Below are 25,211 nucleotides of genomic sequence, written 5' to 3' on the forward strand. Positions count from 1 at the left end.
TTTAGCATCTTTAAGGGAGTAACCGTTTAGCATGAAGATACGCTTATCGCTTTTTCTATTCCTCAGCATTTCCTTACAGGCATTTGCGCAACAGTTTACCATCAGCGGTACCATTACCGATGAAAGCGGTCAGGCTATTCCATTTGCAACGGTAGTGATCCGTAATGCCACAAAAGGCACCTCAGCGAATGCGGAGGGTAAATTTACGCTGTCTGTTGCCGCAGGAAAATATGAACTGCAGTTCAGGGCGATTGGCTATACGCAGCACATCCAGCTGGTTGAAATTCATGCCGACCAAATACTGAACGTTAAGCTTAATTCGGCATCTTACCAGTTGAAAGATGTCGTTGTGCGCCCGGGTGCGGAAGACCCGGCATATGAAATTATCCGCCAGGCGCAGCGAAAAAGGAAAACCTACCTGCAACAAGTAAACAGCTACAGCTGCCGTGTTTACATTAAAGGCTTGCAACGCCTGCTGGCTGCGCCTAAAAAGTTCCTGGGCCGTGACATCGACCAATTGGCGAAGCGTATCGGTTTAGACTCTAACCGTCGAGGTATACTCTATCTTTCAGAATCGGAATCGAAACTGGATTTTATGAAGCCCGACAGCTATCACGAGGAGATGATCTCGTCCAAAGTTTCTGGTAGTAACCGCGCCTTCAGCTTTAACCGGGCTTCAGACCAGCGGGTCGATCTTTACGAGAATTACCAGAACTGGCCCGACCTATGTAACCGCCCCCTGGTATCGCCTATTGCTGATAATGCACTGAATTTTTATAACTACAAATGGCTGGGTACGATTGAAGAAAACGGCGAGACGATTAATAAAATCCAACTATGGCCCAAGCATAGCTTTGACGCCGCTTTTACCGGCACCATTTACATTACCGAAAACAGCTGGCGACTGCATAGTTACGACCTTACCATTACCAAAAGCGCGAACCTGAAACTGGTAGACACCCTAAAAATAAGTGAACAATATTTGCCGGTAAACCCCAAAGTGTGGATGCCTGCGACACTGCGTTTCGAGTTTACCGGCGGCCTGTTCGGGTTCAGGTTTGGCGGTTACTTTGTTTCTGTTTACCGGGATTATGACATAGAGCCCCTACTGAATAAGAAGACCTTTGCCGAAGTAATGCGCATTACCGCCGGCGTAAATAAAAAAGACTCGCTTTATTGGGAACAGCAACGCCCAATCCCCTTAACAGACGAGGAAATTCTGGATTACAAGAAAAAAGGAACATTAGCCAGAAAGCGCGAATCGAAAGCTTATCAGGATTCGCTTGATAAGGCAAATAACACCGTCACTCCTAAAAAAGTTATTCTAACCGGTGTCGCCATCCGTAACCGGTGGGAGAAAAAGCAGTTGTATTTCAACCCGTTGCTCACCTCGCTGCTGTACAATACTGTTGAAGGGTTTGCCATAAACTACGGCGCTTACTATACGCGGCAGATAGATAGTACCAGCAACAAATACCTGCGGGTAAACGGCAATATCAGGTATGGTTTCAGTAACCACATGCTGAATGGTATGTTGAGCGCTACCATGCCCGTCAAGAATTACGACATCGGTTTTAGTGGCGGAACAGATATGGTAGACATGAACAATACCGAACCCGTTACCACTTTCTCAAACAGTTATAACAGTTTGCTGCGTAAACGCAACCTGCAAAAACTTTACGAAAAGCGTTTTGCCTCAGTATGGGCTGCGCACCGCATTACCGGCGGTTGGTTGGCGAGTGCATCTGCCGAGTTTGCCGACCGGCAGTGGTACCCTAATACCAATTACTTCAGCATCCTGTACCAGCAAAAGAAATATACTTCAAACAACCCTTTTACGCCAGATGCAGATCTGCCGGTATTTCCACAGAACCAATCGTTCAAGATCAACATCACCACCAGTTACGATTTCAGCAACCAATACGTCACCTACCCTTCGGGCCGGTACTATCTGCCATCGAATTATCCAAAAATAGAGGTAAGCTATACCAAGGCGATCAAAAACATTTTCGGGTCTGATGCCAGCTACAACCTGCTTACGGCAGGCGTATCTAAATCGGCACTGAGCCTCGGCACCTGGGGACGTTCATCCTTTTATATTGGTGGGGGTAAGTTCTTTAACAGATCCGCTATTTACTATACCGATTACGTACACTTTCTGGGTGATGCAGATTTATCTTACAGGGTAAGCCCACGCCGTTACTTGTTGCTCGACTTGTACAAGTACAGCACGCCGGACAAATATCTCGAAGGCCATTTCGAACATAATTTTTCGGGCTTGTTTTTAAACGAAGTCCCGCTCATCAGAAAGTTAAAGCTGCAGGAAATCGTGAATTTCAACTACCTGTCTACGCAATCGCTTAAAAACTACTTCGAAGTAGCGGGCGGCGTACAATACCTTAACATGCGTTTGATGTTTGCACGCTCGTTCCATGGCGGCACAAAGGTTGAATCCGGCTTCAGATTTGGCGTGATTATCCCCTAAAAATGATAATTTAGGGGCGACATCAAACCAATTAATCAGCATGACTTATCTGCCATCCGCGCAACGCTATCAACATATGGAATACCGCCGCTGCGGTAAAAGCGGCATTAAACTACCGGCAATATCATTAGGCCTCTGGCACAACTTCGGCCACGTGGACGTGATGGAAAATTACCGCAAAACATTGCACTTGGCTTTCGACAGCGGTATCACCAATTTTGATCTGGCGAATAATTACGGGCCGCCGCCGGGCTCTGCGGAAGAAAACTTCGGCAAGCTGTTGAAAGATGATTTCCGTGGCTACCGCGACGAAATGATCATCTCCAGCAAAGCTGGTTACACCATGTGGGATGGCCCTTACGGTGATTGGGGTTCTAAGAAATACCTGGTGGCTAGTTTAGATCAAAGCCTGAAGCGCATGGAACTGGATTATGTAGATATCTTCTACCATCACCGCCCCGATCCGGAAACGCCTTTAGAAGAAACCATGTACGCGCTGGACCTGATCGTTCGCCAGGGGAAAGCACTATATGCGGGTATATCCAACTACCCGGCAGAAGAAGCGCAGAAAGCGATAGATATTTTACGCAAACTGGGTACGCCCTGCCTGATCCATCAACCTAAATACTCCATGTTTGAACGCTGGGTAGAAGGCGGCTTATTGGATGTACTGGAAAAAGAAGGCGTCGGTTGTATCCCGTTCTCTCCTTTAGCGCAGGGACTATTAACTAATAAATACCTCAACGGCATTCCGCAAGACTCGCGGGCGGCAAAATCGTCAGGATTTTTGCAAACCAGCCAGGTAACTGACGAGGTTATTGACAAAGTGCGGGCATTGAATGAAATTGCACAACAACGCGGGCAAAGCCTGGCCCAAATGGCCTTAGCCTGGTTGCTGAAAGATCATCGTGTAACTTCTGTTCTGATCGGCGCCAGTCGGCCGGAACAATTAGCCGACTCGCTGAAGTGCATGGATAATACTACCTTCAGCACGGAAGAATTAAATCAGATTGAAAATATCCTGGGTAAGGCATGAAGCAGATCAGATGGGGAATTATCGGTTGCGGTAATGTGACCGAGAAAAAAAGCGGACCTGCTTTCAGCAAAGTACCAGACAGCAAATTAGCGGCGGTAATGCGCCGCAATGGCGAAAAGGCAGCAGATTATGCAAAGCGCCACAACGTTGAACAATGGTTTGACGATGCTGAGCAAATGATGGACAATGCCGGGCTTGATGCCGTTTACATTGCCACCCCGCCAGATTCGCACTTGCCCTACGCGCTGCGGGCCCTGGAAAAAGGGTTGAATGTTTACGTGGAAAAACCGGTTACGCGTAATGCAGCCGAGGCAGAAGAATTAGCGCAGGCCGTAAGTAAAGCCAGCAGTAAACTTTGTGTAGCGCATTACCGCAGGGCGGTACCGATGTTCATCCACGTAAAGAAATTACTGGCAGAGCAGGCAATTGGCGAGGTGAGGACGGTGCAGATCCGCATGTGGAAAAGCGCAGATGCAGAAATGATTGCAAAAACGGCTACCAACTGGCGCGTTCACCCTGACCAATCTGGCGGCGGCTATTTCCATGATCTGGCCCCGCACCAGTTAGACCTGATGATGCACTGGTTCGGCACTCCTAAAGCTTATAGCGGATATTCGCTCAATCAAAGCAAAAGCTACCCGGCCGATGATCACGTTACCGGCACCATCATATTTGAAAACAATGTAGTGGTAAATGGCTCGTGGAGCTTTAACGTGGCTAAAGCCCAGGTGGTTGATCTTTGTGAGATCGTAGGAACCGAAGGGAAGATCAGCTTCCCGTTTTTTGGAAATACGGTAAGACTGCAAAATAATCAGGGCGACGAAACCATCACCTTTGAACACCCTGAACATATACAGCAGCCGCTCATACAGAAAATAGTACAATACTTTAATGGCGAGGCAGACAACCCCAGCCCAATTGAAGAAGCCGTAACGCTGATGAAAGTTTTAGACGCATTTACAACAAGTAACATGTAACAAAGCCACGCAACGTTTTGTTAAAAAGCGCGGTTTATTATTTTTGTATTGGCATGAAAAAGCTGTTTCTGTTAATCGCCATCTTGTTACCTGCTGCGCCGATGCTGAGCGCGCAGCCCATTGTGCCTGTTCAAGGCAAAATGGTGACCAGGGAGGATTACCAGAGATACGAACAGGATGTGGTTAAGACCATCGATTGGCTGCAGGAAACACCCTGGAAGCAGGATCCGCAGCTGTACAGTAAAGCAACATCCTTTTTGTTTAAATGGATACAGGGCACGCCTACCATTACTATGGAGCTAATGCCGCCACTGGTTGACCTTACCGACCAAAACAATAAACTGATGGCCAGTTTTATTGGCGGGTACACCAAATATGCCATTCAACACCCGGTTTATTTAAAAGAAGATGCTAATATGGCCGCGGTAAAAGCCTTATTTGATAAATATCGTGCAGAACCCGACCATAAAAAAGACAGCGATATAGAGCACCTGCTAAAGCTGGAAAAAGAAGGCACGCTAAAAGATTGGGTAATCAACGAATACGAGAAAGTAACGCAAAATCAATAAGTAAAGGCCGCATCTGCGGCCTTATTATTTACTCTTTTTCTTAGGAACTTTTGCACCCTCTTTACGGGCTTCTGATAAACCAATGGCAATTGCCTGTTTACGGCTTGTCACTTTTTTACCGCTGCCGCTTTTCAGTTTACCTTCTTTCATTTCGTGCATTACTTCGCCAACTTTTTCCTGGCTTTTTTCTGAATACTTTGCCATGTCTTTCAATATTAGATATATAAACCAGTACAAAATACCTGCCAGTTATCGGTTAGCATTTTCAAGTGCATCAAGATCAAGGCCGTTGATCAGTTTTACATTCGCTGTAATTTTTTCTGCGTTCCAATCCCACCAGGCCAGCTTGTTTAACCGCTGTATGGTAGCTTCATCATAACGCATGCGGATGACTCGGGCTGGGTTGCCGCCCACCACCGCATAATCAGGCACGTCCTTCGTTACTAAACTTCCGGCAGCGATAATAGCCCCGTTGCCTACTTTAACACCAGGCATAATGGTAGCGTCGTGACCTATCCATACGTCGTTGCCGATAATGGTGTCCCCTTTAAAGGGATATTTCTTACTTAGATCGACACCCTCGTTCACCTGCTCCCAGCCATTACCGAAAATACCAAAGGGAAAGGTTGAAATAGGCCTTACTTCATGGTTGGCGCCATTCATGATAAATTTCGCACCGGAAGCAATGGCACAAAAACGCCCGATAACGAGTTTATCGCCCAGAAATTCGAAGTGATACAACACATTCTTTTCGAAGTTGGATGGATCTTCCAGGTCATCATAATAGGTATAATCGCCAACGATAATATTAGGGCGGGTAATGATATTTTTAAGAAAAACTAAATTCTTATAGTGAGGCAATGGGTAAACCACGGCCGGATCTGGACCAAAAGGCATAGTAGCAGTATTAAAAGTAAAACAATGGATTTGTAAAACAGGAGGAGATGGCCTGCCGATAACGCCGGGATAGCTAAGACTAAAGGCAGACCGGTTATATTACCATTGGAGTAGCTGCCTGATGTTTCCAGGCAAGGCAAAAGTAAATAATTTTTGGCGACATAGTTTTATACATTTGCCATGATGAACAGGATATCTGACACAGATTTAATTTTAAATGCAGACGGTACTGCCTACCATCTGAACCTTTTACCAGAAGATGTAGCGGACACGATCATTTTTGTTGGCGACCAGGACCGGGTACCCGCAGTAAGCAAATACTTTGACGAGGTTGAACTGCGCAAAGGGAAACGCGAATTTATAACCCATACCGGCCGTATCGGCCATAAACGCCTTACGGTAATTTCTACCGGTATAGGAACGGATAATATCGATATCGTGCTGAATGAATTAGACGCCCTGGTGAATATCGATCTATCAACAAGAACCGTAAAACCGGATTTAAAAAGCCTTAATATTATACGCATTGGTACCTCGGGCACGGTACAGGCAGACATTCCGGTGGATAGCCTACTTGTTTCAGAAGCAGCCTTTGGCCTTGACCCGTTGCTGCATTATTATGACTATCCGGCAACGGCAGAAGAGCTGGAATTATTAAAGGCTTTCAAAGCGGTGTTACCCGAAACTTTTAAAGGCCAACCCTATATCGCCTCTGCAAGCAGCCGTTTAATCGGTTCGTTAGATGCGGATATTCAAACAGGCATCACCATTACTACACCCGGCTTTTATTCGCCGCAGGGAAGACAGGTAAGGGCAAAGTCAGCTATACCAGACCTGTTGACCGCCATTACTGAGTTCAGGCACCATGGCAAACGCATCACGAACCTCGAGATGGAAACAGCCGGTATTTACGGCCTCGCAGCTGCACTTGGCCACCAGGCCATCTCTTTTAATGTGCTGCTGGCTAACCGCATTACCAATACATTCAGCAGGCAGCCCGCAGCGATTATGGATCGCTACATCAAAACCGTGCTGGAAAGAATCGCAGCTGTTTAAAGAGCTATTTTTTACCCAGCATCAGCTCGCGGATATATTTCACCGGCGCACTGCCATAGCTCAGGAATTTCTCGTTGAATTCTTTCAACTTATACTTGTCGGCCATCTTCTTTCTATACGCGTCGCGCAGGTCGATAATCTCTTTATACCCGGTAAAATAGCTGGTCAGCTGTACACTGGTTACGCTCACGCGTTTCCATTTGCCTTCGGCTTCAGCCTGCTGCTGAAATGCTTCTTTAGTCAGCAAACGAACAGCTTCATCCCTATTCATGTTACCGGTATGCACGCTGATATCCAAAATGGTGTTGCATACAGAGCGCAGGTTCCATTTGTACCACATCAGCCACATTTCCGGCTGATTATTACCGAATCCATTTTCCAACATCATCTGCTCGGTGTAAACCGCCCAACCTTCAATCATGGCGCCGTTGCCAAATACCGACTTAATTAAGCTCGGCGATTTGTTGGCATATACCAACTGGGTATAATGCCCTGGTATCGCTTCATGGATGCAAAGGATCTGCAGAATGTACTGGTTGTATTCGCGCAGGTAGCTTTCCGCTTTTTCTGCAGGCCAGCCGCTCAGGCTACCCACGTTGAAATAAGTGTTACCCGTTTTATCATAAGGCCCCGGCGCGCTAACAGAAGCCCCGGCTACTCCGGCCATATAGGCAGGTTCTTTCCGCACTACCAACGGTTTGCTTGGATCAATAAACAACAAGTTCTTTTCACGCACAAAAGTAGTGAGGCGTGGAATTTCTTTTTCAATGGCCGATTGAAACTCGTCCGGCTTCACATGCACGGTTGATAAGGTATCAATCATGCGGCCAATCAGCACTAAACTATCTTTAGGCATTTCGGCTTTGCCAAAATATTTTGGCCACAACTGCCGGCTGATCTTCGCCATTTCGCGGTGAAGGTACTTTTTGCGCTCCATCGCGGCGTTGTAGATCTGCTGCGAGCTGCTGCTCGATTGTATATCGTATTTAAATTTGTCCTCGTACAGCGATTTGCCCAGGCGGAAACTACGGCCTTTATCATTTTTAAGCGCCTTAAGCCAGGCTGCGTAACCTTTAATCGCTTCCACAGATTGCTTTGCCCTGTCCAGCATCTTCTGTTTCTCTGCCTGCGGGATATTGGTTTTCTTCAGCGAATCCACAAAATCTGTTTCGAAAACAGATACACCGCCCAAATGCTGGTCGATCGCCAATTCTGTGAGTTCCGGCACAGGGTTCTTTACCTGCTTCTGCGCCTCTTTATACCATAGCGGAATGTTGGTCATCTTCTGATAGAAGCTGCGCAGGCGCTTATCCAGCGGCTCATACTTTTCATTCAGGATGAAAGCGAAGGTGCCGATCAGGTTATACTGGTTCGGGTCCCACTCCCAGGCCTTTTGCTGCTGCACACTCCAGATTAGCTGCTGCATGCGGTTCTCTATCAGGTGGTGATCTATCTTATAGCTGTCTGAAAGTGTATTTACATCAAACCTGCCCAGGGAATCCAATTGCTTCTTTGCAAAGTCTACCTGTTTCTGCCGCGAAGTGGCGTCAAAAACCACCAAAAGACTATCATACTTGTGATACCCCGTCATGGTGGCCTCATCGGGGTTTAACTTCCAGTACGCATCCAGAAAACGGTTTTCATAACCAACAAAGGCAGAGCTGTCGCGCCCGCCTTCTTCAGCCATTACGCTATCTTTTTTACAACCGGTAAACAGGGCCGCGGCTAAGATCAGCGCGGGAATGATAGGGGTCTTAATCACTTGAAGCAGATTTAAAAATCGGAACTAACTTAAACATTATTCTTTAAATCCGCTCCGGATGGTGGTTCTGGTTTATTTTATTTTATTGACGAAATCAATCACTGCGCTAACAAATTCGGGCTTCAACGGAAGGGTTGGATCAGCATAGGTCGCCAGGTTTTTATCACGGTCTGCCGGTGCCTGTTTCAGCACGTGGTTCATATCCGGGATGATCTGCAAAACCGCATCTGATTTTGCTTTCTTTAGTTTCTCTGCATTGCTTACGTTCAACTGTACATCTGTAGTACCATGAACGATCAATACCGGGATCTTTAACTTTTTGATCGCCCGTTGCGGGTCATAGCTCATCCACGACATCAGGTACGGTTGAATTGCCGGGCGGGCAACACCATACAACGACGCATCCACATTATCCTGCGTTTTGCCACGTGCCAGGCTGTCAATTATCGCACTGAACCTGCCGGATATATAATCCGGTTGCGATTTGGCCTGTTCCTTTAAAATATAATAAGCTGGCTGGCCTGCACCGGCTACAGAGATAAATCCGCTAACAGGTTGGTCTGCCGATGCTACCATCCCAATCAGCGAACCTTCGCTATGGCCCAATACAATTACTTTAGAAAAGCGGGCATCGTCGTGCAAATTATTGATCAGTCCTACGGCATCATCAATATAATTATCTATGCGGATCTGCGATTCTTTGGTAGAACTAACTGTTTCGCCCACCAAACGCTTGTCATATCTTAAACTGGCAATACCGCTTTTGCTGAGCGCGGCGGCCAGCATTTTATAACTATTGGCATTTAAACCCATCTTGGGGCTATTACCGTTACGGTCTGTCGGCCCGGAGCCGGGGATAATCAAAACAACAGGCACCTTACCAGTGGCATTAGCAGGCATGGTCAGGGTACCAGAAATGGTAGCGCCCATTCCTTTATAGGTAAATGCAGATTCGCCTGGTTCCAACTGGCCGGGTTGCGCAACTACCGCCTGCGCAGGATCTTTGTAATTGTCAAAAAGCAACCCGGCAAACTGGTTGGCCTGGTTAATATTCACTTTCATGGCCAATACAGATTTATTGAACGTGGCCTTATAGGTAGCAATGCCTTTATCCATTGCGATAAATGAAACCTGGTCTAACTTGCCTAACTGCGTTTGCAACTGGCTGATCATCTGCCGGTTTTTATCTGCTGGTAGTAAAGCCTTTACTTCCGGCGCCATCAAGCTAAAAATACTATCAGCCTGATTTTTATTATAATAATGCTGAAAACGCGCGACAGCTTTCTTGTATGCAGCCGGTTCTGACTGGGCAAAAGCCGCAGTTAAACTCAATAAAAGGATAATTAAAAATGGTGCTCTCATTACCTACGGTGATTATCGGTGCTAAAAATACTAATAGCATTCAAGTATTATAAAATCTTGATAATTTTGTTAACTATTAACAAAAAACAATCACAATATTTAAATATATTGCAACCGTAATAATATTATTACGTACTAAGCCTATCACCGGCGCTATAACTAATTGACAAATAGAAAGGCCCCTGCTGCTGTTTAATGAAAAAACTGTCTACCTGCATTTTTTTATTTTTTCTAACAGGATATGCACTTTACTCGCATGCGCAATCAGGCCAGTCTACGTTGTCAGGTAAAATTGTGGACGAAACCGGTATTGCGGCAGAAGCGGTAACGGTTGCCTTACTAACCGTAAAAGACTCGGCCCTGGTAAAGGCCGCCAGCACAACCAAAAGCGGTTTGTTTTCTTTTTCCGGCCTCGGTGCAGGGCGTTACTTGCTGTTAATCAGCCGCATCAGTAATCGAAAAACTTATTTTGGACCATACACCGTCCTGTCTTCAACCAAAACATCCATCCCTGACATCAGGTTAGAACCCGATATTACGTCGCTGGCTACGGTAACCATCACCGGTGTAAAAAAACTGGTGGAAGTACGGCGCGATAAAATAATCCTCAACGTCGAACGAAACCCCTATGCACAGGGCGCTTCATTTACCGATCTGCTGCGGACAGCCCCGGGAGTGAAAGTAAGTGGTGACGGACAAATAGCGATGCATGCGGGGCAACAACCTTCCGTCATGATCAACGGGAAGTTATTGCAGCTTTCCGGTGCAGACCTTACCGAATACCTGCGATCGCTGCCTTCATCCGGCATTGAGCAAATTGAACTGATCCCGAATCCGCCTGCCAAGTATGATGCTGCCGGTAACGGAGGACTGATCAATATCATCTTAAAAAAAGGCAAAAACACCGGGCTGAATAATATCCTGACCACATCTGCCGGTTATGGAAACTTTGGCAAAGCGGGTATTAATTTAAATACAAATTATCGTACGGGTAAGATCAACATTTTTGGGAATGCGGGCTACCGCTATGATAAAACAGACCATACGATTAATACCGATCGTAATGTGCATGGCACTGCACTCTCTAACTTTAGCACAAGGTATTACAATACGCAACGTACACCGCGGTTCGATTACCGGATTGGCACTGATTATTCAATAGATTCTGACCATACAGTTGGTTTCCTGGTATATGGCAATACCGGCACCAGCCGTTTTAACAAAAGGACCACTACCCTGATGCAGGTTAACGGGCAGCCGGATTCTATGCTGTACACCACTTCTTACCCCGAAAGAAGTGTCAGCAATGTAAACTATAACCTCAACTACAGCGGCAAAATCGGGCATACAAAACAAACCCTCAGTGCCGATGCAGATTATTCGGTGTACCGCAGAACTACCGATGAAATTTTATACAGCAAAGCAACAAGGCTTCGCCCAATTAATCAGCCCACTTTGGCGATCATCCAACCGGCTTTTTCCAATGACACGTTGCGTAACTATGCCCCTACACGGTATGATAATAAGTCTTTTAAAATAGATTATGTCAACCCTGTTTCCGCATCCGCAAGGCTTGAGGCCGGGGTAAAAGTAAGCGACGTAAAATCAGATAACCAACAGGAATTCGACGTGGTAAGAAAAGGGATTTATAAACCCTACGCCCCTTTCACTTCAACGTTTATGTATGCAGAAAAAATAGCAGCTGCATACGTAAATTATGCTAAAACATCAGGAAGGTTTAACTATACCGCAGGCTTAAGGGCAGAACGCCGGGCAACGGAAGCAGAATCATCCTCGATGGGATTAGATGTAGACAGGAAATACATCAGCTACTACCCAAGCTTACTGGTTAATTACAATTTAAAAAATCAGTCGTCGCTGACTTTAGATTTTTCGCGCCGGATTGACCCGCCTGCTTATGAAAACCTTAATCCGATCGTTTACTTCCAGGACAATTACAATTTCCGCTCGGGCAATGCCTTCTTAAAACCCGCGTATAAAAATGAACTGGCTTTAAAGTACAGCAATAGTAAGGACTGGCTGATTACGCTTAATGCCTCCCGGATCACTGATTTCTGGAGCTTTACTTACTTTATCCAGGACGATAAAACAAAGACGTTCAAAACCACCAAGGTTAATTTCAAAGCAGAAGATGTATTAGGTTTAACTTATAGTATCCCTTTTAAGTTAACCAGTTGGTGGCGTGCTTCTGTTTATGGCGAAGCTACTCTGATGCGTTTTACAGATACAACCGGGTACAGCAAAAATGCACACGACCTGAACGTGCTGCTTCAGCAGAATTTTAACATCGCTAAAAACCTGACGGCCAGCATTGACGGCTATTACGATATTCCCACTTACTTCGGAATACTGAACTATAAAAAGGTTTATTATTCGAACGCGTCTGTAATCAAACAATTTGCCTCACGAAAAATAACGCTCACTTTTGCCGTGACTGATATTTTTAATACCCGACGCGACAGAACCTACAGCAATTATAAAAACCTTGATTTTAACCTGTATGATAAACCCGAAACCAGGGTGTTCAGGCTCAGTGTTTCCTACCGCTTTGGTAAGTCGGGCGTAAAAGCTTCGCGCCGCCGCAATGTGGGTAATGATGAAGAACAGAAACGAATGAGTGGTTCGAACTGATCAGCCACCGCGCCCGGTTAGCATACCGATGATGATCACCAACAGTACAAACAGGGTGATCGCCGTGTACAGGTAATCTTTCTCTAAAATAAACCCGATAGCAGAAAAAATGACCCGTACCACTGGTGTGGCTATCAGCAGGATAATACCGGCCTGGATAATGGCCCTTCCACGTAAGTTCAGGATGCCGTTGATGATCCCTCCAATGCTTTGAACGAATGCCGGTACACCCTGGAACTGGCGATAGCTGACGGTAGAACTGCCATGCCGGTACAGATAAATTACGCCGCCGATAAAAACCACGGCCATGGATACAATTACCCCTCCGCGAAGTACCCAGCCAATGACATCCTGTATGTTTTTATCTTTAAAATTACTGCCCGCCATTACTTTAAATTTTACCCGTAATACCGTTATAGATCATCTGCACGGCCAGTATCGTCACGATGACGGCGAACACCCACCGCAGCCAGCCGGAAGATTTGGCATGTACCAATATCTTTGAACCGGTTAAAGCCCCCAGCAGCACACCCAATACAACAGGCATAGACAAACCTGGATCGATATAACCGCGCTGCAGGTAAACTACGGCACTGGCAGCTGCGGTAACCCCGATCATGAAGTTGCTGGTAGTCGTAGAAACTTTAAAGGGTATGCGCATAATACTGTCCATCGCCACCACCTTTAACGATCCTGAGCCGATTCCCAATAAGCCGGAAATAATACCGGCAAACAGCATCATAAAAAAGCCGCCGCCAACTTTACGCACACCGTACTTTACTACCTGCCCGTCTGGCGTGGGGTAACTTCCGTTCAGTTTTAACTTTTCTGCCCAAACGCTTTCTGTCTGCGAGATATTCTCCACTTTCTTCTTTAGCGACATGAGCGCCGAAAAGATCAGGATGACACCAAAAAGCACGGCTATGATGGGCGTATGGATATATAAAGACAAGGTAGCGCCGACAAGCGCACCAACCGTTGTGGCAATCTCCAGGAACATGCCGATGCGGATATTCGTGATCCCTTCGCGAACGTACGCCGCTGCCGAACCGGACGAAGTAGCGATAACCGAGATGAGCGATGCACCGATGGCGTAATGGATATCTACATGCAGCAGCACTGTCAGCAAAGGGATAATAACCACGCCGCCGCCTAAGCCGGTTAAAGAACCTAAAAGACCGGCAAAGTAAGAACCTGCAAGAATAATAATAGTTAAGAGATATACAGACATTGCGGGGCTTGTGCTGTTTCGTTTGCTAAAGTAGTAATACTTTTCAAAGCCAGGCGGTTTGGCGTAACAGCATTTTTAATTAATTTTTAAAAGATAATAACTACTTTAATCGTTTTAATGTCGCTATGAGAATTAAACTGCTTATTCTTTTTTGTCTGTTCGCCCTGGGTGCTGTCGCGCAAAGCAAGCTCCCGTCGAACATGTTTTTTAAAACGCTTCCAAACGGGCTTGATGTACTGGTGATTGAAGATAACAGCGTGCCGCTGGCTACTGTAATGATTACTTGTAAGAATGGCTCTTTTACAGAACCACCGCAGTTTAACGGGCTGAGCCACCTTTACGAACACATGTTTTTTAAGGCAAACAAAGATTACCCTACCCAGGAAGACCTGATGAATCGCATCAGCGAGTTGGGGATCGAGTTTAATGGCTCTACCACATTCGAAAATGTGAACTACTACTTCACCCTGCCCAGCGCAAACCTGAAACCCGGCCTCGAACTGATGAACTCTGCCATCCGCTACCCTTTATTTACCCCGGAGGAAATGGCAAAAGAAAATATTGTAGTAGACGATGAATTTCAGCGGCACGAATCCAGCCCGGCATTTGCGCTGCTGCAAACCATGGACCATCACATGTGGGGCGATTTGTATAGCCGTAAGAACCCTACAGGCGACCACCAGGTGATCCGCTCGGCAACGCCTGCCATGATGGATTCTATCAAAAACAAGTACTACTATCCTAACAACTCATTACTGACGATAGCCGGAGACGTAGCCCATGACGCCGTATTTGCCCAGGTAGAGCAGCTTTTTGGCAGCTGGAAGCATTCTTCTTTCGACCCTTTTCAGAAATGGCCGATACCCGAATTTAAGCCGCTAACCAAAAACGATTATTTCGTGGTGAAATCGAACCTTACCAATGTTCCTATTATCCAGATGAACTGGTTCGGACCGGACACCCGGAATGACATCCCGGCAACTTACGCCGCAGACGTTTTCTCTTACATTCTGGATCAAAACTCGTCTAAACTCAGTAAAGCGCTCATCCAATCCGGCCTGGCCTTGCAGGTAGACTTTGGTTACCTTACCTTACGCTATACCGGCCCCATTACCCTAACAGTGATCCCTAACCCCAATAAAGTACAGGAGTGCCTGGCCGAAATTAAACGGCAAATTGCCATGTGGGACAGCCCCGATTACGTAACTGACGAACAACTGGAAACCGCTAAGCGGAAACTGGAAATTAAGCAGATCCGCGAAGCAGAGGTCACTTCAGATTTTACGCAGGTGCTTTCGTTCTGGTGGGCATCGGCTTCTATTGATTACTTCAACACGTATAACGATAACCTGAAGAAAATGACCAAAGCAGATCTGCAGAACTACGTGCGCAAATACATTAAAGACAAACCTCATTGCGCGGGCTTGCTGATCAACCCGTATATGGAGCAGCAGATCATGCCCGAAAAATTCTTTACCGCCAGCAACTAAATCTTAACATACAGCAGGTATTCCTTCCATCATGAAAAGAACATTCATCCTTATATTCTCTTTAATTTTATCAGCATCCGCAACTTTTGCCCAACCCAGCACCCGTACCACCACTTCTTTTATGGTGAACGGCCTGAAGGTAATTTTCAAACCCACGGTTAAAGAAGTGATCAGCGTGCGCATGTATTACCGCGGCGGTGTTTACAATTACCCAAAATCGCAGGCGGGCATAGAAAACTTTGCGCTGAAAGCCGCTACAGAGTGCGGCACCAAAAAATATTCTGCAAATGCTTTTCGCGATATGACCGACGAGTTTGGCATTTCCATCGGCGGTTCATCATCACTTGATTATGGCAACATTGCCATGGAGTGTATTTCTAAATACTTCGACCAGGGATGGAGCTTATTCGCCGAAGCGATTATGCACCCAGCTTTCGAACCTAATGAAGTTGAATTACTGAAAAGCAAGGTGATTACAAGGGCAAATACCCAGCAATCAGACCCGGACCAGCATATTGAAGACATGGTGACTGCCAACGCTTTTGCCGGCAGCCCTTATGCAACAGACCCTGAAGGAACGGAACAAAGTATTCTGCCGCTAAAAGCCCAAGCGTTAAAATTATACTACACCAAACTGCTGAATAAAAACCGCATGTTCCTGGTAGTGGCCGGTAAAATTAGCCGACAGCAATTGGAGCAGAAGATCCGCAGCGCCTTTGCCGCACTGCCGGCAAAACCGTATTCGCCGCCGGTGCAAAGCATCCCGGTTTGGACAGACAATAACCTGAATACAGAAAGCCGTGCTTTGGCTACCAACTACATCAGCGCAGCTTTTAACGCACCGGCACCTACCAGCCCCGACTATCTCCCCTTCCGGATGGGTATCTCGGCACTGAGTGGTTCTATCTTCGCAGAATTACGTACACGCAGAAATTTATCGTATGATCCCGGCGCTTACCTGGTAAGTAATAAAATCTCTTACGGGATACTTCATGTAAGCACGAATGATCCGCAAGAGGCTGTTTCGGCAATGGTAACAGTAGTGAACCGGATACGTGCAGCAGGCATTTCAGACGAGGGCCTGGAATATCTGAAGAATAGCTTCATCACCTCTAACTACAGCAAGCAACAGGGTTCGGGTGCCATCTCCTCTAACCTGGGAGCAGCTGAAATTAACGGTGGCTGGCAGTATGCAGAAAATTTACCGCAGATGCTGAGTAAAGTTACCGTGGCACAAATTAACCGCAGCCTCAACAAATATATCTCTGGCCTGCGGTGGAGCTATCTGGGCGATACCAACCTGGCTAAACAGGCGGTTGATGCTTTCTCGATGACGGTGCACTAATAAGATTTGCAGTGCTGAAACGCTGATAAAGATCACAAACAACGGGAGACCAGATCACTTATTTACCTGCGACGTGCTGATATCTTTGACCAGAACCGCCTGATGGTTTTGCAATGCCTTTTTGCAACAATAGCATAAAGGCGCTGTTATCCTTCAGACGGACAAAAAAGTATCACCATGGCTTACCAAAAAATTCTTGATCTGTTGGGCGACAGTGCGCCTTACTTGTTGCAGCATCAAAGCAAAACCTTTTCGAAAGACTTACTGCATGCGCCTTCGCCAGACTTCCTGGATAAAGTATTTGTAGAAAGCAACCGCAACCCGCAGGTATTGCGAAGCCTTGCCGCTATCAGAAATCATGGCAGGCTTTCCGGAACGGGTTATCTGTCTATCCTGCCTGTCGATCAGGGCATAGAGCATACGGCCGGTGCTTCATTCGCCAAAAATCCACTTTATTTCGACCCTGAAAATATTGTCAGGCTGGCTATAGAAGGCGGATCAAACGCCGTGGCTACTACCTTTGGCAACCTGGGGATGGTAGCCAGGAAGTACGCACATAAAATTCCGTTCATCGTAAAGATCAACCATAATGAATTGCTGACTTACCCTACCAAGTACAACCAGATCATGTTTGGCTCAGTAAAAGAGGCCTGGAACCTTGGCGCAGCGGCAATTGGGGCAACCATCTATTTTGGTTCCGAAGAATCCGGCCGACAGCTCATAGAAGTAGCCGAAGCCTTTGAAGAGGCGCATCAGTTGGGTATGGCTACCATCCTCTGGTGCTACACGCGTAATAACGCCTTCAAAAAAGACGGTGTGAACTACGAAACCGCGGCGGATATTACCGGGCAGGCCAATCATTTAGGGGTCACCATCCAGGCGGATATTATTAAACAAAAAATGCCCGAATCTAATGGTGGGTTTACCACGCTTAACTTCTCTAAAAGCGATCCTTTAATGTACAGTCAGTTGTCTTCCGATCACCCGATAGACCTTTGCCGTTACCAGGTGGCTAATTGTTACATGGGTCGCGCCGGGCTGATTAATTCGGGCGGCGAATCAAAAGGCACGGGCGACCTGGCGAATTCTGTCAGAAATGCGGTGATCAATAAACGGGCAGGCGGCTCTGGTTTAATACTTGGTCGCCGGGCATTTCAGCGTCCCTTTGCCGAAGGTGTTGAGTTCTTGCAAACCATCCAGGATGTTTATTTAGCTAAAGAAATTGATCTGGCCTGATGAAACAGATAGTTACCTTAACGCTGGCCCCTACTATTGATAAAAGCAGCAGCGTAGAAGAAATAATCCCGGAACATAAACTACAGTGTTCGGAACCGAAGTTTGAGCCGGGCGGCGGGGGAATTAATGTATCCAGAGGTTTGAAACGCCTGGGGCTGGACTCCGTTGCGATATACCCCTCCGGTGGTTTAACAGGGCAGCGGCTACATCAATTACTACAGCAGGAAGGCCTGGAGCAACACCCCATTGCTACGCGAAACCTCACCCGGGAAAATTTCATTGTGGTAAGCCGCAAAACCAACGAGCAGTTTAGATTTGGGATGCCCTGCCCCGAGTTGTTGGAGAGTGAGGAAGAAGAAATCCTGACCACCATTCGCCATATGCAGCCAAAACCAGAGTACATAGTGGTAAGCGGAAGGATGCCGCCTGGAATTAAGGATGATTTCATCGCAGAGATTGCCAGAATAGCCAAAGAAGACCGGGCAAAACTGATTGTAGATACCTCTGGCGAAGCATTAAGGTATGCTGTAGAAGAAGGGGTGTACTTATTAAAGCCAAACCAGAATGAATTGAGTAAGCTGACCGGCAAAAACATCAGCACGATTGAAGATGTAAAGAAAGCAGCCGAAGCTATTATTAATAAAGGCAAATGCGAGGTGATTGTCGTCTCGTTAGGTGGGGATGGCGCCCTGCTGGCCACCAGGGGTTTTACAGAGCACATTAAAGCCCCACCCGTAGAAAAACGCAGTACCGTAGGTGCCGGCGACAGTATGGTGGCCGGTATGGTTTATGGCTGCGAAAAAAAGATGGACGTAAGGCACATGGTACGCATGGGCATCGCTTGTGGCAGTGCCGCTACCATGAACCCCGGTACAGAACTGTTCAAAAAAGAAAATGCAGAAAGGCTTTATCTACAAATGATTGCAGAACTGTAAATATGTCTTACGGTTTTATCATTAAGTTAATTTGCTATGAACCTCGTTCTATTTTTAGAAGATTCTTCACGAAACTTGTTTGGGAAGAATCTGTAAAATTGGCAATGATGGTGTCACGCTGAGGAATGTCACCCTGAGCTTGTCGAAGGGCACTCGAAGCATGCACATTGGGTGGAGGTTGTTGGTGACAACACCAACAACGTGCTAAGATGTTGTGATAGTTAATGTAGACTATTTTCTAAAAAATTCAATATTTAACAATAGATTTTTGTCATTCTGAACGCAGTGAAGAATCTGCACATAGTTCTCTTTTACAGATTCTTCTCGCGAGTTGGCAGATCAGAATGATATGGTTGGGCATGACAAAAAAAGGTCATCGCTGCATAACTAAGCGATCCTGAACATGCCACTCTGAGCTTGTCGAAGGGTTGTTTCAGGATCGCTTATTATGTTTTTATAGCGCGGAATCACGGTTAAAAATCAGTCTTGATTCTTGTTTCTTGGTTCTATCCGCTATTTCCTCAGCTTTTTAAACTCAGACCCTTGTTTCCATTGCGGCCATTCGCTGCCGTAAGCTAAGCGCTTACCCACATTCAGTATCAACTGAAGGTCTTGCAACGTGCCACTTACATCCCAATCTTCGCTGTACTGATCGCTTGGTTTGTGATAGGTGTTGGCCGTAAAGTTGTCATGCATTTGTTTGCCGACTACTTTGCCTTTAGCTACCAGGTCGACACCTGTTTCAATGTACAACGCCGGGATACCCACTTTGGCAAAATTGAAATGGTCAGACCGGAAGTACATCCCTTTTGCCGGGTCAGATTCCGGCTCGATATACCTGCCCTGCTTTTTAGCTTCGGTCAATAAATAATCCTCCAATTGCGATTGCCCGTAACCTACTACAGAAATATCTTTTGTTTTACCGAACGGGTACAACATATCAATATTAATATCGGCGACAGTTTTAGCCGTCGCAAAAACAGGGTGTTCTGCATAATAGGCCGAACCCCACAAGCCTTGCTCTTCCGCAGTTACCAGTAGAAACACAATGCTTCTTGCGGGTTTAGTTTTCATACTTTTAAAACCCTTTGCCAGTTCCAATACGGCGGCTGCACCACTTCCATCATCTAATGCGCCGTTATAAATCGAATCGCCTTTAGCATCAGCTTTACCGATACCAAAATGATCCCAATGGGCAGAATAGATAATGGCTTCATCCGGCTTTTTGCTGCCGGTTATTTTGGCAATCACGTTGTGTGATTGGTTATACTTTACCGTCGTGCTCAGCCCTGTCGATAATTTTAACGGCAATGTCTCTGCCTTGAATCCAGGCTGCAAAGCTTTGTTCAACAATGTTTTGTAATCCGTACCGGAAGCTGCCAGTAACTTTTCTGCTGTAGGCAATGTCAGCCAGCCTTCTATGGCGCACTTGAACGTTTCGTGCCCACGCTGGTCCAGGTATAATTTACTTGCCTTCCAGCTATTTTGTACCACCCCAAAGCCATAAGCAGCAGGGCCGGTATCGTGGATGATCAAGCAACCTTTAGCACCATGCCGGGCTGCTTCATCGTATTTATAAGTCCACCGGCCGTAGTAGGTCATGGTGTGGCCTTTAAACTGTTTAGCATCATAATAACCCGGATCATTCACCAACACTACCACAATCTTACCCTTCACATCCAGCCCGGCATAATCGTCGTGCTTAAACTCCGGGGCAGATATCCCAAATCCCGCGAAGACTAACTCATCATTTTGAATGTCAATCCGTGGCTCAGTCCTGCGTGTCCATAATACATAATCCTTAAACCCTTCAAGTTCTATGGTTGAATTAGGGCTGATTACTTTCATGGATGCATCGGGCGTGGTAGAAATTGCAACCATGGGTACCGGCTGCAAATAGCTACCTTTATTCCCTGGCTCCAACCCCAACGCTTTAAACTGCTTTTCCAGGTAGCTAATGGCTCTGGTTTCGCCTTGGGTAAAAGGCAATCGTCCCTGCATTTCATCGGCAGAAATTTCCTTTGCATATTTCCGGTAGCTTTCTTCGGTCATCCCACTAATCTGGGCGAAAACTGAAAGACCGGACACGATGGATAACCCCGTTGCTAATAATTTGGCTCGATTAAAATTCATGCTGCTTAAATTATTTCTAAAGCGGCAAAATACAAATCTTCTTACCTAAAACTGATACTATTTACTCTTCCGAGTTATTACTTTTGGTGCCACATGGGTTACAAAAGCTTACAAGACTGCATCACCGATCTCGAAAAAAACGGCCACCTCATTCGGATCAAAGAAGAGGTAGACCCCTATTTGGAAATGGCGGCTATCCATCTGCGCGTTTTTGAACAGCAGGGGCCTGCTATTTTATTCGAAAAAGTAAAAGGCAGCAAGTTCCCGGCAGTTTCTAACCTGTTTGGTACGCTTCATCGTTCCGAGTTTATTTTCCGCGATACGCTGGAAAAGATCAAGACGCTGGTTGAACTAAAGAATGATCCTGTAAAAGCTATTAAAAAACCTTTTCAATACGCCAACGTCGGGCTGACGGCAATTTCAGCGCTGCCTAAAAAGATCAGCAGCAGTAACATTCGCCATTTTGAAAAAACCACCATCGACGCTTTACCACAAATTGTGAACTGGCCGATGGACGGCGGACCATTTGTGACCATGCCGCAGGTTTATACGGAAGACATCGACAAGCCCGGCATTATGAATGCTAACCTGGGCATGTACCGCATTCAGTTGAATGGTAACGATTATATCACTAACCAGGAAATTGGGCTGCATTATCAGTTGCACCGCGGTATTGGTGTTCACCAAACTAAAGCTAACGCGAAAGGCCAGCCACTAAAGGTGAGTATTTTTGTGGGAGGGCCGCCTTCGCACCCGGTTGCTGCGGTAATGCCGCTGCCCGAAGGTCTGTCAGAAATGACTTTTGCCGGGGCGTTGGGTAAACGCAGGTTCCGCTACTTCTATGATGCTGAAGGTTTTTGCATTTCTGCCGATGCCGATTTTGTAATTACCGGCACAGTTGCCCCTCACGAAAATAAGCCCGAAGGCCCTTTTGGCGACCATTTAGGTTATTACAGCCTGAAACATCCCTTCCCGCTAATGAAGGTGCATAACGTTTATCATAAAAAGAACGCCATATGGTCTTTCACGGTAGTAGGTCGGCCACCGCAGGAAGATACCAGCTTTGGCGCCCTGATCCACGAGATTACCGGTTCTGCCCTGCCCAATGAAATTCCCGGGCTGCATGCCGTTAACGCAGTCGATGCAGCGGGTGTCCACCCATTGCTATTTGCGATAGGTAGTGAGCGCTACACACCATACTTAAGAGAACGCAAACCGCAGGAGATCCTGACGATTGCCAATCATATCCTCGGGAAAAACCAGTTGAGCCTGGCGAAGTATCTTTTTATTGCGGCAAAAGAAGATGATCCGAAACTGGATATTAACAATATCGAAGATTTTCTGAAACATATCCTGGAGCGGATTGACCTGACCCGCGACTTGCACTTCTACACCAAAACCACCATTGACACACTCGATTACAGTGGCAGCGGGCTGAACTCGGGCAGTAAGGTCGCCGTAACGGTAGCCGGGCCGGTGATTAGGGAATTATGGCGCGAACTTCCATCGTCGTTCACTCTTCCGGATAACTTTTCTAACTATAAAATAGCCATGCCGGGTGTTTTGGCAATCACTGCTCCGAAGTACCGCGATGAACTAACAACGAACCAGGAAATCAGCCAATTGAACGAACACTTGAAGAATGCCGATCTAAAAGGGCTTCCGTTAATAGTGCTTTGCGACGATGCTGATTTTACCGCCGCTAATATCAATAACCTGGTATGGATCACCTTTACACGGAGTAACCCCTCGCACGACATCTGGGGCATTAACAGTTTTACCGAGCATAAGCACTGGGGCTGCCACGGGCCGGTGATCATCGATGCCCGCATTAAGCCGCACCATGCCCCACCGTTGATAAAAGACCCTGAAGTAGAAAGGCGGGTGGATGCTTTAATGGCGAACTTGAAATTTTAAGTGATTAACTTCTTTATACCACTAATTTAGGCACGGGCATATTGCTAAAATCATTAAATTAGCACCCCTTATATTATTGTGATGAATAAATTTTATGGCACAGGGGTAGCAATGGTCACCCCTTTTGGCGCCGGCGGCGAGGTAGATTACCCAGCCCTGGAGAAACTGATCAACCACCTGTTGGATGGTGGTGTGGAGTATTTAGTATCGTTAGGTACAACCGGCGAAAGTGCCACATTAAATAAGGACGAAAAGAAGAAGGTTTGGGAATTTACGGCAAAGGTAACCAATGGCCGCGCACCACTAATTGCAGGCATTGGCGGTAATGACACGCGCGAGGTTGTAGAAGCTGTAAAAAGCTTCGACGTTGCCGGTTACGATGCCATTCTCTCGGCCAGCCCGTATTACAACAAACCTAATCAGCGCGGTATTTACGAACATTACAAGGCCATCGCAGAAACATCGGCATTGCCTGTAATTTTATATAACGTACCTGGCCGTACAGGCAGCAACGTCAGCGCTGAAACAACCTGCAAACTGGCAACTGATTTTAAAAACATCATTGGTATTAAAGAGGCATCAGGCAACTTTGACCAGTTTAACCAGATCATGCGCGATAAACCCGAAGGCTTTCTGTTCATTTCCGGAGACGACCCGGTTACCCTGCCCATGATGGCTTTAGGTGCTGTTGGCGTGATCTCTGTTGTGGGCAATGCTTTCCCTCGCCAATTCTCGGACATGGTACGGTTGTGCCTGCAAGGCAAATTTGCAGAAGCACAAAAAGGTCACCTCGACCTGATAGAGGTTACCCGGCTGTTCTTTGCAGATGGCAGCCCGGCAGGTGTAAAAGCGGCTTTAAAAGAATTGGGGGTTTGCGGCGATGCCGTTCGGTTACCATTGGTAAATGTGAATGATGCGATTGCGGAGAAAATCATCGCGGAAACGAAGCGAATCACTTCGCTTTAGAAGCAGGAATCAAGAGACAAGAATCAAGATTTTTTGATAGCGTTGAAAATAAATATGTCACCTCAAACATTAGTGAGAGATCTTCTATAACAGACTTAGCAACCACAAAAGATTTCTCCCGCACGTTGCGGTTCGAGATGACAAGTGGTATTTATAATCACAAAGCCTGCAATTGCGGGCTTTGTGATTTCATATTATAGACAATAGTCTCATTTTTGAAGAATTGTCATTACAGACTTTTAATCCAGGTCACCAGCTCATCGCGGGTTTTACCTGTCTTCTGCTGAAGTTTACCTAAAAACTCATCGTCTTTACCTTCTTCGTGTGTTAGATCATCGTCGGTAAGGTCGCCGTAGGCTTGTTTGATTTTGCCTTTCAGTTCGTTCCAGCCACCTTTTATTTCTAATTTATCCATGGTAGTTTCAATTTATATACTTGTAACAATTAGTGCCGTGTATGGTTTTAACTGTGAGATTAAATAGATACAGTTAAGATTTAATTATATTTGATTATGGATTACGCCGCATATATTGAAATAAAGCCGGAAAAAAGATTTGGCAAGCCTTGTGTTATCGGAACCCGTATTTCTGTATATGACGTATTAAGCTGGCTGTCAGAAGGAATGACCGTTGCTGAAATTATTGACGATTTCCCCGAATTAAATGAAATGCAGATAAAAGCCTGCCTTGCTTATGCAGCAGATAGGGAACACAAGTTAAATACTGACAGCCTAAATGAAGCTTCTGCTCGACCAAAACATTTCCTATAAAGTTGCAAGGCTTTTAGAAGATACTTTCCCTGAAACAAAGCATCTAAAAACCCTTGGTTTGGTTGACGCTCCTGATGCGGAAATTTGGCAATATCCAAAAGCGAAAGGATACACAATAGTTACTTTCGATAGTGATTTTATCGATCTTTCTGTCCTCAGATCATCATTACCCAAGGTAGTTTGGCTTAGATTCGGCAATTCAACAAATCTTAAAATTGCCAATAAATTAATTAGCAATAGAGGAGCGATTATAGAATTTATCAAAGACAGCAATAATGAAATATTCTTTCTTGAAATTGATTAAATCGATAAAGTTGTAAAATATTAGCTATCTCTTAATTCCCTTTAAGGTCTGGATACCAAATTTTTAGACCGCTTTTTATTCTAAATACC

General features: G+C 46.0%; 22 protein-coding genes. 14 read left to right on the top strand and 8 right to left on the bottom strand.

What is annotated here, in order from left to right; translation table 11 throughout:
* The first annotated feature begins 31 nt into the window (after positions 1-31).
* The 4 genes from MUY27_RS06450 to MUY27_RS06465 are packed head-to-tail and all read left to right on the top strand — an operon-like array spanning position 32 to position 5,067.
* Positions 32-2,485, top strand: coding sequence for a DUF5686 and carboxypeptidase regulatory-like domain-containing protein (locus MUY27_RS06450; RefSeq protein WP_245129171.1), 2,454 nt, complete (start codon positions 32-34; stop codon positions 2,483-2,485).
* 40 nt (positions 2,486-2,525) lie between these two features.
* Positions 2,526-3,521, top strand: a complete 996-nt coding sequence (gene mgrA / locus MUY27_RS06455) for an L-glyceraldehyde 3-phosphate reductase (protein ID WP_245129172.1) — start codon at positions 2,526-2,528, stop codon at positions 3,519-3,521.
* The gene (locus MUY27_RS06460) at positions 3,518-4,498 is read left to right on the top strand and encodes a Gfo/Idh/MocA family protein (RefSeq protein WP_245129173.1); all 981 of its coding nucleotides are present in this window, start codon (positions 3,518-3,520) and stop codon (positions 4,496-4,498) included. Before mgrA ends, MUY27_RS06460 begins: the two co-directional genes overlap by 4 nt.
* Positions 4,499-4,551: 53 nt before the next feature.
* Positions 4,552-5,067 (top strand): hypothetical protein, encoded by a 516-nt coding sequence (locus tag MUY27_RS06465; protein ID WP_245129174.1) that lies wholly within the window; start codon positions 4,552-4,554, stop codon positions 5,065-5,067.
* A gap of 24 nt (positions 5,068-5,091) precedes the next feature.
* Here MUY27_RS06465 and MUY27_RS06470 read toward each other — a convergent pair whose 3' ends face one another.
* Both MUY27_RS06470 and MUY27_RS20630 read right to left on the bottom strand, forming a co-directional pair.
* Positions 5,092-5,271, bottom strand: a complete 180-nt coding sequence (locus tag MUY27_RS06470; RefSeq protein ID WP_245129175.1) for a DUF6496 domain-containing protein — start codon at positions 5,269-5,271, stop codon at positions 5,092-5,094.
* A 45-nt stretch (positions 5,272-5,316) separates the two neighbouring features.
* Positions 5,317-5,964 carry a CatB-related O-acetyltransferase gene (locus tag MUY27_RS20630; RefSeq protein ID WP_245129176.1) on the bottom strand — a complete coding sequence of 216 codons (648 nt, stop codon included), beginning with the start codon at positions 5,962-5,964 and terminating at the stop codon, positions 5,317-5,319.
* A 180-nt stretch (positions 5,965-6,144) separates the two neighbouring features.
* Between MUY27_RS20630 and MUY27_RS06480 the strand changes: the two genes are divergently transcribed.
* Positions 6,145-7,020 carry a nucleoside phosphorylase gene (locus tag MUY27_RS06480; RefSeq protein ID WP_245129177.1) on the top strand — a complete coding sequence of 292 codons (876 nt, stop codon included), beginning with the start codon at positions 6,145-6,147 and terminating at the stop codon, positions 7,018-7,020.
* A gap of 4 nt (positions 7,021-7,024) precedes the next feature.
* On the opposite strand, the gene MUY27_RS06485 is transcribed toward MUY27_RS06480, so the two are convergent.
* Positions 7,025-8,782, bottom strand: coding sequence for a DUF885 domain-containing protein (locus tag MUY27_RS06485; RefSeq protein WP_245129178.1), 1,758 nt, complete (start codon positions 8,780-8,782; stop codon positions 7,025-7,027).
* A gap of 72 nt (positions 8,783-8,854) precedes the next feature.
* Entirely contained in the window at positions 8,855-10,144 is a 1,290-nt protein-coding gene (locus tag MUY27_RS06490) for an alpha/beta fold hydrolase (protein WP_245129179.1), read from the bottom strand.
* Between the two features lie 195 nt (positions 10,145-10,339).
* Here MUY27_RS06490 and MUY27_RS06495 point away from each other — a divergent pair, with 195 nt between their 5' ends.
* Positions 10,340-12,796, top strand: a complete 2,457-nt coding sequence (locus tag MUY27_RS06495) for a TonB-dependent receptor (protein ID WP_245129180.1) — start codon at positions 10,340-10,342, stop codon at positions 12,794-12,796.
* Here the strand turns inward: MUY27_RS06495 and MUY27_RS06500 are convergent, their stop codons facing one another.
* Positions 12,797-13,183 carry a DUF1634 domain-containing protein gene (locus MUY27_RS06500; protein WP_245129181.1) on the bottom strand — a complete coding sequence of 129 codons (387 nt, stop codon included), beginning with the start codon at positions 13,181-13,183 and terminating at the stop codon, positions 12,797-12,799.
* A gap of 4 nt (positions 13,184-13,187) precedes the next feature.
* The gene (locus tag MUY27_RS06505; RefSeq protein ID WP_245129182.1) at positions 13,188-14,027 is read right to left on the bottom strand and encodes a sulfite exporter TauE/SafE family protein; all 840 of its coding nucleotides are present in this window, start codon (positions 14,025-14,027) and stop codon (positions 13,188-13,190) included.
* A gap of 125 nt (positions 14,028-14,152) precedes the next feature.
* Here MUY27_RS06505 and MUY27_RS06510 point away from each other — a divergent pair, with 125 nt between their 5' ends.
* The 4 genes from MUY27_RS06510 to MUY27_RS06525 all read left to right on the top strand — a co-directional run bounded on the left by MUY27_RS06510 (position 14,153) and on the right by MUY27_RS06525 (position 19,033).
* On the top strand, positions 14,153-15,517 hold the full coding sequence (locus tag MUY27_RS06510; RefSeq protein WP_245129183.1) for a M16 family metallopeptidase: 1,365 nt from the start codon (positions 14,153-14,155) through the stop codon (positions 15,515-15,517).
* Between the two features lie 31 nt (positions 15,518-15,548).
* Positions 15,549-16,862 (top strand): M16 family metallopeptidase, encoded by a 1,314-nt coding sequence (locus tag MUY27_RS06515; protein ID WP_245129184.1) that lies wholly within the window; start codon positions 15,549-15,551, stop codon positions 16,860-16,862.
* Between the two features lie 177 nt (positions 16,863-17,039).
* The gene (locus MUY27_RS06520) at positions 17,040-18,098 is read left to right on the top strand and encodes a class I fructose-bisphosphate aldolase (RefSeq protein ID WP_245129185.1); all 1,059 of its coding nucleotides are present in this window, start codon (positions 17,040-17,042) and stop codon (positions 18,096-18,098) included.
* The gene (locus MUY27_RS06525; RefSeq protein ID WP_245129186.1) at positions 18,098-19,033 is read left to right on the top strand and encodes a 1-phosphofructokinase family hexose kinase; all 936 of its coding nucleotides are present in this window, start codon (positions 18,098-18,100) and stop codon (positions 19,031-19,033) included. The genes MUY27_RS06520 and MUY27_RS06525 overlap by 1 nt, the downstream gene beginning before the upstream one ends.
* A 513-nt stretch (positions 19,034-19,546) precedes the next feature.
* Here the strand turns inward: MUY27_RS06525 and MUY27_RS06530 are convergent.
* Positions 19,547-21,166 (bottom strand): M28 family metallopeptidase, encoded by a 1,620-nt coding sequence (locus MUY27_RS06530; protein ID WP_245129187.1) that lies wholly within the window; start codon positions 21,164-21,166, stop codon positions 19,547-19,549.
* Positions 21,167-21,259: 93 nt separating this feature from the next.
* Between MUY27_RS06530 and MUY27_RS06535 the strand changes: the two genes are divergently transcribed.
* A complete protein-coding gene (locus MUY27_RS06535; RefSeq protein ID WP_245129188.1) occupies positions 21,260-23,083 on the top strand; it encodes a UbiD family decarboxylase in 1,824 nt (607 codons plus the stop codon).
* 81 nt (positions 23,084-23,164) lie between these two features.
* Positions 23,165-24,049, top strand: coding sequence for a 4-hydroxy-tetrahydrodipicolinate synthase (gene dapA, locus MUY27_RS06540; protein WP_245129189.1), 885 nt, complete (start codon positions 23,165-23,167; stop codon positions 24,047-24,049).
* Between the two features lie 229 nt (positions 24,050-24,278).
* Here dapA and MUY27_RS06545 read toward each other — a convergent pair whose 3' ends face one another.
* A complete protein-coding gene (locus MUY27_RS06545; RefSeq protein WP_245129190.1) occupies positions 24,279-24,464 on the bottom strand; it encodes a CsbD family protein in 186 nt (61 codons plus the stop codon).
* A gap of 96 nt (positions 24,465-24,560) precedes the next feature.
* On the opposite strand from MUY27_RS06545, the gene MUY27_RS06550 reads away from it, so the two are divergent.
* Complete coding sequence (locus MUY27_RS06550) at positions 24,561-24,818, top strand: DUF433 domain-containing protein (protein ID WP_245129191.1); 258 nt, start codon at positions 24,561-24,563, stop codon at positions 24,816-24,818.
* Positions 24,784-25,122 (top strand): DUF5615 family PIN-like protein, encoded by a 339-nt coding sequence (locus tag MUY27_RS06555; protein WP_245129192.1) that lies wholly within the window; start codon positions 24,784-24,786, stop codon positions 25,120-25,122. Before MUY27_RS06550 ends, MUY27_RS06555 begins: the two co-directional genes overlap by 35 nt.
* Positions 25,123-25,211: the final 89 nt, after the last annotated feature.

The organism is Mucilaginibacter straminoryzae, from assembly GCF_022953055.1.
Lineage (GTDB): Bacteria > Bacteroidota > Bacteroidia > Sphingobacteriales > Sphingobacteriaceae > Mucilaginibacter > Mucilaginibacter straminoryzae.

What these genes read in the sequence shown, in the direction of transcription:
- MUY27_RS06450 (WP_245129171.1), top strand. Translation starts at nt 32, where the DNA reads ATGAAGATACGCTTATCGCTTTTTCTATTCCTCAGCATTTCCTTACAG.
- mgrA (WP_245129172.1), top strand. Translation starts at nt 2,526, where the DNA reads ATGACTTATCTGCCATCCGCGCAACGCTATCAACATATGGAATACCGC.
- MUY27_RS06460 (WP_245129173.1), top strand. Translation starts at nt 3,518, where the DNA reads ATGAAGCAGATCAGATGGGGAATTATCGGTTGCGGTAATGTGACCGAG.
- MUY27_RS06465 (WP_245129174.1), top strand. Translation starts at nt 4,552, where the DNA reads ATGAAAAAGCTGTTTCTGTTAATCGCCATCTTGTTACCTGCTGCGCCG.
- MUY27_RS06470 (WP_245129175.1), bottom strand. Translation starts at nt 5,271, where the DNA reads ATGGCAAAGTATTCAGAAAAAAGCCAGGAAAAAGTTGGCGAAGTAATG.
- MUY27_RS20630 (WP_245129176.1), bottom strand. Translation starts at nt 5,964, where the DNA reads ATGCCTTTTGGTCCAGATCCGGCCGTGGTTTACCCATTGCCTCACTAT.
- MUY27_RS06480 (WP_245129177.1), top strand. Translation starts at nt 6,145, where the DNA reads ATGATGAACAGGATATCTGACACAGATTTAATTTTAAATGCAGACGGT.
- MUY27_RS06490 (WP_245129179.1), bottom strand. Translation starts at nt 10,144, where the DNA reads ATGAGAGCACCATTTTTAATTATCCTTTTATTGAGTTTAACTGCGGCT.
- MUY27_RS06495 (WP_245129180.1), top strand. Translation starts at nt 10,340, where the DNA reads ATGAAAAAACTGTCTACCTGCATTTTTTTATTTTTTCTAACAGGATAT.
- MUY27_RS06500 (WP_245129181.1), bottom strand. Translation starts at nt 13,183, where the DNA reads ATGGCGGGCAGTAATTTTAAAGATAAAAACATACAGGATGTCATTGGC.
- MUY27_RS06505 (WP_245129182.1), bottom strand. Translation starts at nt 14,027, where the DNA reads ATGTCTGTATATCTCTTAACTATTATTATTCTTGCAGGTTCTTACTTT.
- MUY27_RS06510 (WP_245129183.1), top strand. Translation starts at nt 14,153, where the DNA reads ATGAGAATTAAACTGCTTATTCTTTTTTGTCTGTTCGCCCTGGGTGCT.
- MUY27_RS06515 (WP_245129184.1), top strand. Translation starts at nt 15,549, where the DNA reads ATGAAAAGAACATTCATCCTTATATTCTCTTTAATTTTATCAGCATCC.
- MUY27_RS06520 (WP_245129185.1), top strand. Translation starts at nt 17,040, where the DNA reads ATGGCTTACCAAAAAATTCTTGATCTGTTGGGCGACAGTGCGCCTTAC.
- MUY27_RS06525 (WP_245129186.1), top strand. Translation starts at nt 18,098, where the DNA reads ATGAAACAGATAGTTACCTTAACGCTGGCCCCTACTATTGATAAAAGC.
- MUY27_RS06530 (WP_245129187.1), bottom strand. Translation starts at nt 21,166, where the DNA reads ATGAATTTTAATCGAGCCAAATTATTAGCAACGGGGTTATCCATCGTG.
- MUY27_RS06535 (WP_245129188.1), top strand. Translation starts at nt 21,260, where the DNA reads ATGGGTTACAAAAGCTTACAAGACTGCATCACCGATCTCGAAAAAAAC.
- dapA (WP_245129189.1), top strand. Translation starts at nt 23,165, where the DNA reads ATGAATAAATTTTATGGCACAGGGGTAGCAATGGTCACCCCTTTTGGC.
- MUY27_RS06545 (WP_245129190.1), bottom strand. Translation starts at nt 24,464, where the DNA reads ATGGATAAATTAGAAATAAAAGGTGGCTGGAACGAACTGAAAGGCAAA.
- MUY27_RS06550 (WP_245129191.1), top strand. Translation starts at nt 24,561, where the DNA reads ATGGATTACGCCGCATATATTGAAATAAAGCCGGAAAAAAGATTTGGC.
- MUY27_RS06555 (WP_245129192.1), top strand. Translation starts at nt 24,784, where the DNA reads ATGAAGCTTCTGCTCGACCAAAACATTTCCTATAAAGTTGCAAGGCTT.